Annotated in this window: 5 protein-coding genes; all 5 read left to right on the forward strand. The window is 39.0% G+C overall.

What is annotated here, in order from left to right:
• Positions 1-101: 101 nt before the first annotated feature.
• The 5 genes from H5181_RS13125 to H5181_RS13145 all read left to right on the forward strand — a co-directional run bounded on the left by H5181_RS13125 (position 102) and on the right by H5181_RS13145 (position 7,565).
• Positions 102-1,046 (forward strand): porin, encoded by a 945-nt coding sequence (locus H5181_RS13125; RefSeq protein WP_011638218.1) that lies wholly within the window; start codon positions 102-104, stop codon positions 1,044-1,046.
• Positions 1,047-1,614: 568 nt separating this feature from the next.
• On the forward strand, positions 1,615-2,304 hold the full coding sequence (gene phoB / locus H5181_RS13130; RefSeq protein ID WP_011638217.1) for a phosphate regulon transcriptional regulator PhoB: 690 nt from the start codon (positions 1,615-1,617) through the stop codon (positions 2,302-2,304).
• A 175-nt stretch (positions 2,305-2,479) separates the two neighbouring features.
• Complete coding sequence (gene phoR / locus H5181_RS13135; RefSeq protein WP_182751242.1) at positions 2,480-3,775, forward strand: phosphate regulon sensor histidine kinase PhoR; 1,296 nt, start codon at positions 2,480-2,482, stop codon at positions 3,773-3,775.
• Between the two features lie 474 nt (positions 3,776-4,249).
• A complete protein-coding gene (locus H5181_RS13140; RefSeq protein ID WP_182751243.1) occupies positions 4,250-5,221 on the forward strand; it encodes a PstS family phosphate ABC transporter substrate-binding protein in 972 nt (323 codons plus the stop codon).
• A 562-nt stretch (positions 5,222-5,783) separates the two neighbouring features.
• Entirely contained in the window at positions 5,784-7,565 is a 1,782-nt protein-coding gene (locus H5181_RS13145; RefSeq protein WP_182751244.1) for a M1 family metallopeptidase, read from the forward strand.
• Positions 7,566-9,097 lie beyond the last annotated feature (1,532 nt).

A 9,097-nucleotide genomic window follows, 5' to 3' on the forward strand; every position in this document is an offset into this window, starting at 1 on the left:
GTCATTAATCAAGTAGTGAAATATTTCTGAAACATTTTAGAGGCAGAATTCCGCTCGTTCCAAACCAATAACCATGACGAATTTAGCGTCGAAAGGATGAAATGATGAACGTTTTTTGTAAAACTCTATTAGCCTCTGCAATGGCAGTCTCAGTAGCTTCAAGTGCATACGCCGCAGATCCTCTTCAAGTTTACGGCAAGTTAAATGTAACAGCACAATCAAATGATGTTAACGATGAAACTGAAACGACTATTCAAAGTAATGCATCACGCTTTGGTGTGACTGGTGAGTTCGAATTAAGTCAGAAGCTTGAAGCTTTCTACACTATCGAGTATGAAGTCGATACCGGTGACGATACTAAAGAAAACTTTAAAGCCCGTAACCAGTTTGTTGGTTTAAAAGGTAACTTTGGTGCCGTATCTGTTGGTCGTAACGACACGATGTTAAAAGTTTCACAAGGTAAAGTCGATCAGTTCAACGACCTTGCTGGCGATATGAAGACCATGTTTAAAGGTGAAAACCGCATGGCACAAACGGCCACTTACTACACGCCAATGTTTGGTGATTTCCAAGCAGGTGTGACTTATGTTGCATCTGGTGATTCAGACCAAGTTGTTGGTGACAACACTACTGGTGAAGATGGTGTGAGTATGGCTGTTATGTACGGTGATGCAGGCCTAAAAAGCACACCAATATATGCAGCGATTGCCTATGATTCAAAAGTAAAAGGTTACGACACTGCTCGCGCCACGGTTCAGGGCAAAATAGCAGGTCTAGTCATTGGTGGCATGTACCAGCAACAAGAAAAACTAGACAGTGGTATCAAAGATGATGGCTTTGTATTAAGCACGGCTTATGGTATCAATGATGTGACCTTAAAAGCCCAATACCAAGACATGGAAAACAAAGGTAATTCATGGTCTGTCGGCGCTGATTACAAATTAGGTAAGCCTACTAAGTTGTTTGCTTTCTACACTGCCAACTCATTTGATTCAAATGATCAAGATGATAGTTATATCGGTGTAGGTTTAGAGCACAAATTTTAATCTGAATGAGTAGTGGATTTAGGTTATAACCAAAAAAGGGCTTAGGCCCTTTTTTTCGTTTAATCTTCATCACTGGAATAAAATAGCAGAGGAGTCGATAGTAACGATGATATTTTGTGTCTGAAACCTCAAATAAGTCTATGTATTGCTCACAAACGTATTGGTGTGTAATGGAATACCTGTTGTAAGCTGGTGCTGCGCTGATAGCGGAGTAAAGGGAATTAGTGATCCACTTATTAGCTTGAGTTGAGATTACTGAACCTCACAGTGGTATTAAAGTGCCCTATAAATAATATCTTTTAGCCTCCATTTCACCGTTATTCTTTTGTGTTGATAAGCTTTATTTACCCGTTTTATTGGCGTTATGGCCAATGGAATACGCTATATTACCGGGTTAGCAGGTTATTTAAAAACGGCTTGCTGCTTGTTTTAAGTTACATCACATTAACAGCAATGAATTTTTTATGACAAAAAGGCGTATTTAATGCCAGTATTAGCTGTTAGATCATAAATCTGTAACAAAAGTGTCCAATAATAGTCTCGTGGCAAATTAACGTAGAAACCCAATATGACAGCTAGGATATTAATAGTAGAAGATGAATCAGCAATCCGTGAGATGCTGACATTTGTGATGGATCAACATGGTTTTACGACAGCTGCAGCTGAAGATTTTGATTCAGCAATTGAGTTGCTTAAAGAGCCATACCCTGACTTAATTTTATTGGATTGGATGTTCCCTGGTGGTAGTGGCATCCAATTAGCTAAACGTTTAAAGCAAGATGAATTTACTCGTCAGATCCCCATTATTATGCTGACAGCACGTGGGGAGGAGGAAGATAAAGTCAAAGGCCTTGAAGTGGGCGCTGATGACTATATAACTAAACCTTTTTCACCTAAAGAACTCGTCGCACGAATTAAAGCCGTTTTACGCAGAAGCGCACCTACGCGATTAGAAGAAACCATTGATGTGCAAGGATTACAACTCGACCCTGTGAGTCACAGAGTGACCGTTGGTGATGCCGTGCTCGATATGGGACCGACAGAGTTTCGCTTGTTGCATTTCTTTATGACTCATCCTGAGCGAGTTTACAGTCGTGAGCAGTTACTCGATAACGTTTGGGGCACCAATGTGTATGTTGAAGATCGAACTGTCGATGTGCACATCAGACGTTTACGAAAAGCCGTAGAAGAGGGTGGACATGATAAATTGATCCAAACTGTTCGTGGTGCTGGTTATCGATTTTCAACCAGAATGTAATTCGTATTGGCTGCTTGAAAAGTTCTGCTATATTAAGCAGAGCTTTTTAAAAACTGTTTTTTCGCTGTCTAGCCATAATAGTCGATTTAGGCTATCTTGTGGTTCCTCGTTAGCCCTAATAATCAGTAACGGCACTGAATGTGTTGGCGGCGTTACTTTCGTATTTAGGTAGCCTATGTTTATCTCGTACTCTGGATATCGTTTATTTTTCCGGTTAGCTTTATTGCTTGTTTTATTTATGCTTATCGGCGCTTTATTCAATCAAGTTGTTATCGTAATGCTATTAGGCTCGATTGCATTACTTGTGTGGCATTATCGTCAACTTACTCGTTTAAACTTCTGGTTATGGAAAGATAAAAAGCTTACGCCTCCTCAAGGGCGTGGAAGCTGGGAGGGGGTATTCAATGGAATATATCGCCTGCAGGGCAAGAATCGTCGTCGAGTGGGTCAGTTAGCGACTTTATTAGCTCGTTTTCGTCAAGGCGCTGAGGCCTTACCAGATGCGGCAGTAGTACTTGATGCAGAACATAATATCTTATGGTGTAACAAGCTCGCTCAATTAATCTTAGGCTTTGTTTGGCCTCAAGATAATGGTCAGAGAATTGATAACCTTATTCGCCATCCTGATTTTTCGACTTATATAAAGAAAGCACAATACAAAGAACCATTAGAAATCCCTTCTCCGGTGTCAGATAAGCGATTACTTGAAATTCGAGTAATGAGCTATGGCGATCGACAATTGTTGTTAATTGCTCGAGATGTCACTCGAATTCATCAGTTAGAAGGTATGCGCAAAGATTTTGTGGCTAACGTTTCCCATGAACTTAAGACCCCACTGACAGTATTGCAGGGGTATTTAGAAATTATGCAAACCATGGAAGACGTAGACTCTCCTAATCACAAACCACTATCGTTGATGCAGCAACAGACGACTCGAATGCAGTCGATGGTTGAGCAATTGTTGGCCCTGTCGCGCATTGAAGATGCTGTGGATATTGATTTATCGCAAACGGTCAATATGTCATTGATGATGGAAATTCTTAAAGAAGAGGCCAAAGCCCTTGCTGGCACCGACTATACATTAGTGTTTAATTACGAACCGGGTTTGAATACCCATGGCAATGAATTGCAATTACGCAGTGCTTGCTCCAACTTGATTTCAAATGCAATACGTTATACCAGCCCTGGTGGAACGATTTCGGTTAACTGGCAAAGTGTTGCAACCGGGGCGTTGTTTTCGGTGACCGATACTGGGGTGGGTATCGCTCCACAACATATTAACCGCTTAACTGAACGCTTTTATCGAGTAGATAATGCGCGTTCAAGTAAAACTGGCGGCAGTGGTTTAGGGTTAGCGATAGTAAAACATGCTTTAAACCATCATCACAGTGAGCTTAAGGTGACGAGTGAGTATGGCAAAGGCAGTATCTTCAGTTTTGTTATTCCATCGCACTTGTTAGTTCGGCAATAGATAGCATCTAGATGTGCAATCCTTAAAAAGCAGCATTCGTGCTGTTTTTTTGTTGCTGCACCTTAATTCAAATAACTAATAATAATGACCTAATCAGTTCAAAACAACTAAGGAATGTTAATGTAATTAGTCTTAGGGGGATAGTGTTGAATCAATCGCTGGTAAGGCATAAATTGTTTAAATTCAACCATTATTATGAATGTCATAATATAGCGTTATTGCTATAATTTTAAGCAGTAATTATCTTGTTTATAATGTGTTTAGTGGTTATTTATCTATTGTATAAATTAACCTTTTATCATCTAGTCTTGGTAAGTGGTTGATGTTAATTGGCTTTTTATTTGTCTTGTCAAATAAGTCAGTTTTACTGCTGGTGTCACACAACTGTCATGTCAATGTCATAGACTTGTCATCAATGAGGTCGATACTGACTACGTTTTAAAAACTTAGTACGCTTAATTCTGGAGCATTAAAATGAAACTGAACAAACTTGTCGGCGCGATTACTCTTACAGCCGCTGGCGTATTCTCAGCAGCATCTATGGCTGCTATTGATCCTACTTTACCAATATACGAAAAAACCAGCGGTGTTTCTGGTAACTTGTCTTCGGTCGGTTCTGACACATTAGCAAATATGATGACGTTATGGGCTGAAGAGTTCAAACATATTTACCCTAACGTTAATATCCAAATTCAAGCTGCAGGTTCTTCTACTGCGCCACCAGCGTTAACTGAAGGAACTTCTCAGTTCGGCCCAATGAGCCGCAAGATGAAGCCTAATGAAGTTGAAGCGTTTGAAAAACATTATGGCTACCAGCCAACGGCAGTACGTGTTGCAATTGATGCACTAGCCGTATTCGTACACAAAGATAACCCTATAACAGGCTTAAGCATTGAACAAATTGATGCGATTTTTTCTTCTACACATAAGTGTGGCGGTAAAGAAATCAACCGTTGGGGTGATGCCGGTTTAGATGGTAACTGGGCTGCAAAAGACGTTCAGCTTTACGGTCGTAACTCAGTGTCTGGTACATACGGTTACTTTAAAGAAAAAGCGTTATGTAAAGGCGATTTCCGTCCAAACGTAAATGAGCAACCTGGTTCTGCTTCAGTCGTTCAGTCTGTATCACAGTCATTGAATGCCATTGGTTATTCAGGTATTGGTTATAAAACTGCTGGTGTAAAAGCTGTCGCTATCTCTAAGAAAGGCGATAAGTTTATCGAAGCGACGGCTGCTAATGCTGCTAACGGTACTTACCCGCTTTCTCGTTACTTATATGTTTATGTAAACAAGCACCCTAACAAAGACCTATCGCCAATGGATCGTGAATTCTTACGCTTCGTATTGTCTAAGCAAGGTCAACAAATTGTTGAGAAAGATGGTTATGTGCCATTACCAACATCTGTGATTACTAAAGATTTAGAGAAAGTGGGTATCAAGCTTTAATTAGCGAACTTTCTGTAAACTTAAAAAGGCCTCTTTGAGGCCTTTTTTGTTTTCTTGCGTTGAAAAAAAGATAAAAAAAAGCAACCTAACTAAGAGGTTGCTGCTATTGCTAAGGGCAATACTGTCGATAGATTGTTACTACTATCAAATAGGAGAATGATGATGAACAAAAAAACGCTACTAGCTGTAAATAAAGTAATGCAAATTCGGTTCATATATTCAGACTAGTCATTTTTAAGTTAGTTCCCTTGGAGGTAAAAAAAAGTGCTTATTTTTATTTAAAAATAAATTTGAGTCGAAAATTCGGATATCAATGCACTGGTAAAAATTAAATGTGAAGCTATTTTTCGATAGGACCCATTAAGTTTAAAGCAGTATAACGCGACGCTTGGCATTGCGCAGAGCCCACTTTGTTGCTTAATGAATCAATATGCTTTGAATTGATAAGCGTGGCAACTCTGAGTGATGAGGTTTTAATGCGACTTTTTACAGCATATTTTTAGATGCAAATGCTATTATCTTTGCTAAATTTCATGTTTTATTCTCTCGGTAAGGATTTTTTGTGACTTCAAAATGGGACGTACAACACGATTACCATTCAAGTGCCAATACTGATGCTTTATGCGTGCATCATCTTGAACTTAATATTGTGGTTAATTTTGACTTACAGCAACTTAATTGCGTTGCCCGGTTACAGTTTACCCGAAAAATGGCTGCACTTTCATTAGTGCTAGATTGCCGAGACTTGATCATAGAAGATGTCACTGACAGTGATGCTAATGTGTTGTCGCATTATGTGACTGATGTGAATGCCATATTGGGTCAAAAGCTGGTTATTGATGTGGGGGACCACTTAACTGAGGTGGTCATCCATTATCGTACCTCACCAACAGCACAGGGGCTGCAATGGCTTACACCAGAACAAACGCTAGGAAAAAAATTACCTTATCTGTTTAGCCAATCGCAACCCATTAATGCTCGCAGCTGGATACCCTTACAAGATACCCCAAAAGCACGCATAACGTTTAATGCGACCGTCACCGCTCCGCAAGGTTTACGCGCGGTAATGAGTGCTGAAAATACACCAGAACTGCCAGATAATGGTGTGTTTGAGTTTTGCATGAACAAACCTATCCCAACACACTTATTAGCCATTGCTGTTGGAGAGTTAAGCTTTCAAGCCACTGGACCTCGAAGTGGTATTTATACTGAACCCGATATGCTTGCAGCTGCAGCTAAAGAATTTGAAGATACCGAATCAATGATCTTAATGGCAGAGTCCATACTAGGACCCTATGCTTGGGGCCGTTATGACATGATTGTATTGCCACCGAGTTTTCCTTTTGGTGGCATGGAAAACCCTATGCTGGCATTTATGACTCCCACCCTAATTGCTGGGGATAAAAGTCTTGTTTCAACGGTTGCTCATGAATTAGCCCATTCATGGACAGGCAATTTAGTCAGTAATGCGACTTGGCGAGACTTATGGCTTAATGAAGGATTTACCACTTATTTTACCAATCGTATTGTTGAAGCTATTTATGGCAGAGAGCAGGCAGAACTTGAATGGGTTATCGAGTATGGACGTTTGCAAGAAGAAATCGAATCTACTCCCTTAGCAAACCAAACTCTACCAGCCAATGTGCCAGGTCAAGATCCTAATCTGGCATTTAATCGGTTTACTTACGATAAAGCATCGATGTTTGTTCATGAACTGGAAAGTCGATTAGGGCGGCCTGCATTTGATCGCTTTCTATTTGGTTATGTTGAGCATTTTTCGTTTAGCGCGATTACCACCGAAACGTTCATTGATTATGCAACACAGACATTGCTGGTGGAGCATCACGATAAATTAACCCTCTCAGAACTCAATGAGTGGGTGTACGGGCAAGGATTACCACTATGGTTTAAAGGCCCTACATCAAGCAGCTTGGATAAAGTTGATTTGGCTGTGGAAGCTATCGTCAAAGGCGCTTTGGCAAGTGAGTTGTTGGTGAGCGATTGGCGAGTTCATCACTGGCAATATTTTCTGACTCAATTACCGCTAATGGTAAGCCAAGTTACGTTATTAGATTTAGATGAGACTTTTACATTAACAAACAGTCCTAATGCAGAAATAGCGTGTGATTGGTATCGCGTCGCCATCCGTAATCATTATGATCCTGTCTTACCTGCATTAAGTGATTATTTATGCCGCATTGGCAGAGGTAAATTTGTAAGACCTTTGTTTGTTGAATTACAAATTGCTGGTTATCAACAAGAGTTGGCTGAAATCTATACAAAAGCCCGTGCTGGTTATCATCCTTCATTGCAAATTCAGTTAGATAATTTACTCAATTTTTAACAAGAAAATGTTATGACCTTTTTACATCAAAAAAAGACAAAAAAAATGGCAGCCATATTGGCTGCCAAAATAACTCTTTACGGGTTGTCATTAACAGTGCGCTAGCGTGTTAACACTTCCCAATGGGGATGATGATGAACATTAAAACGGTGTAGCAGTAACTCAATCCTAACTGAAGTTTGAGGTAAGAAGGATAAATCACTAAGCAGTGTAATCAATTAACTCCGGGGGAGAAGGCTAACTCATCATACTGCACTTACTTCAAACTACATTTTAATCATTACATACTTGTTCGTACAATAAATAAGACCGAGTGATATCAGGAAAGTTCACAAAGAAAATGACTTTTTTTAATTTATTTTTGTGATAGTCACTTTTCTGAGCTATCCGGTCGATATTTTTGGAGGAAGGATGCATTTTTTAAATTAGAAATAACGTTAGAGTTAACCTGGATTCGATAATATCGATTATTAAAACGTTTGTAATTAGGTGCTTATGTTGATTTAAGTTCAGAGGTGAACTCAAGTAAGTTATTGGTTATGCATATGGGCGTGGTAAATGTCGCTGATGAGGCTTTTTGGTTTTATTAATGTAAAAGTACAAAATTAATCCAAAAAAAAGGGCAACCAATTTGGTTGCCTAAGTCGTTCTTTGTGGGGAGCGATTAACGGTGCGCTAGCGTGTTAATACTTCCCAAAATAGGGATGATGATGAACAATGAACATTAAAACGGTATAGCAGTAAATCAATCCTAACTGAAGTTTGAGGTAAGTAGGATAAATCACTAAGCAGTGTAATCATTTATCTCCGGGAGAGGAGATTAACTCATTATGCTGCACTTACTTCAAGCTACATCTTTTTCGTACAATAAATAAGACCGAGCGTAATCAGGAAAGTTCACAAATAAAATAATTTTTTTTCATTTATTTTGTTAGAGTAGATTTTTTGATTTATTTGCTGATGTTTTCGAAGGGCTGGCGAGGTTTTTGAAAGCTAAAATAGCATTGAAGTGAACTGGAAATCGATACTGTAAATTTTTTAATTTTTTGGGATTAATTATTTAAAATTAGTTGTTTACTGTTAGTTTAGTTCTGAGGGGAGCTCAAGTAAGCTATTAGTTATGCATATGGTCGCGGTAAATATTGATGATAATTATTTTGGTTTTATTTGTGTAAAACACAAAATGAACATAAAAAAAGGGCAACCAATTTGGTTGCCTAAGTCGTTCTTTGTGGGTTGTGATTAACAGTGCGCTAGCGTGTTAATACTCCCCAAATAGGGATGATGATGAACAATGAACATAAAACTGTCGCGACAAGTAAATACAAAAGTCAGTAATCAAACCTTTGGATACACACTAAAACGTTGGAGGAAGACGCCTAGCGAGTAAATGTTCTTACTTGTTACCTATATTCTGACTAACGCTAATTAGAAAAGTTCATTAAATAATGCAATAAATTTAAAAATAAATAATCGGTGGGTTTAATTCTTCTTTGGTGACCGAATATTGTGCTATGTGAATGATGTGAATG

This window comes from Shewanella sp. SG44-2, assembly GCF_014164215.1.
In the GTDB taxonomy this organism is placed as follows: Bacteria; Pseudomonadota; Gammaproteobacteria; order Enterobacterales; family Shewanellaceae; genus Shewanella; species Shewanella frigidimarina.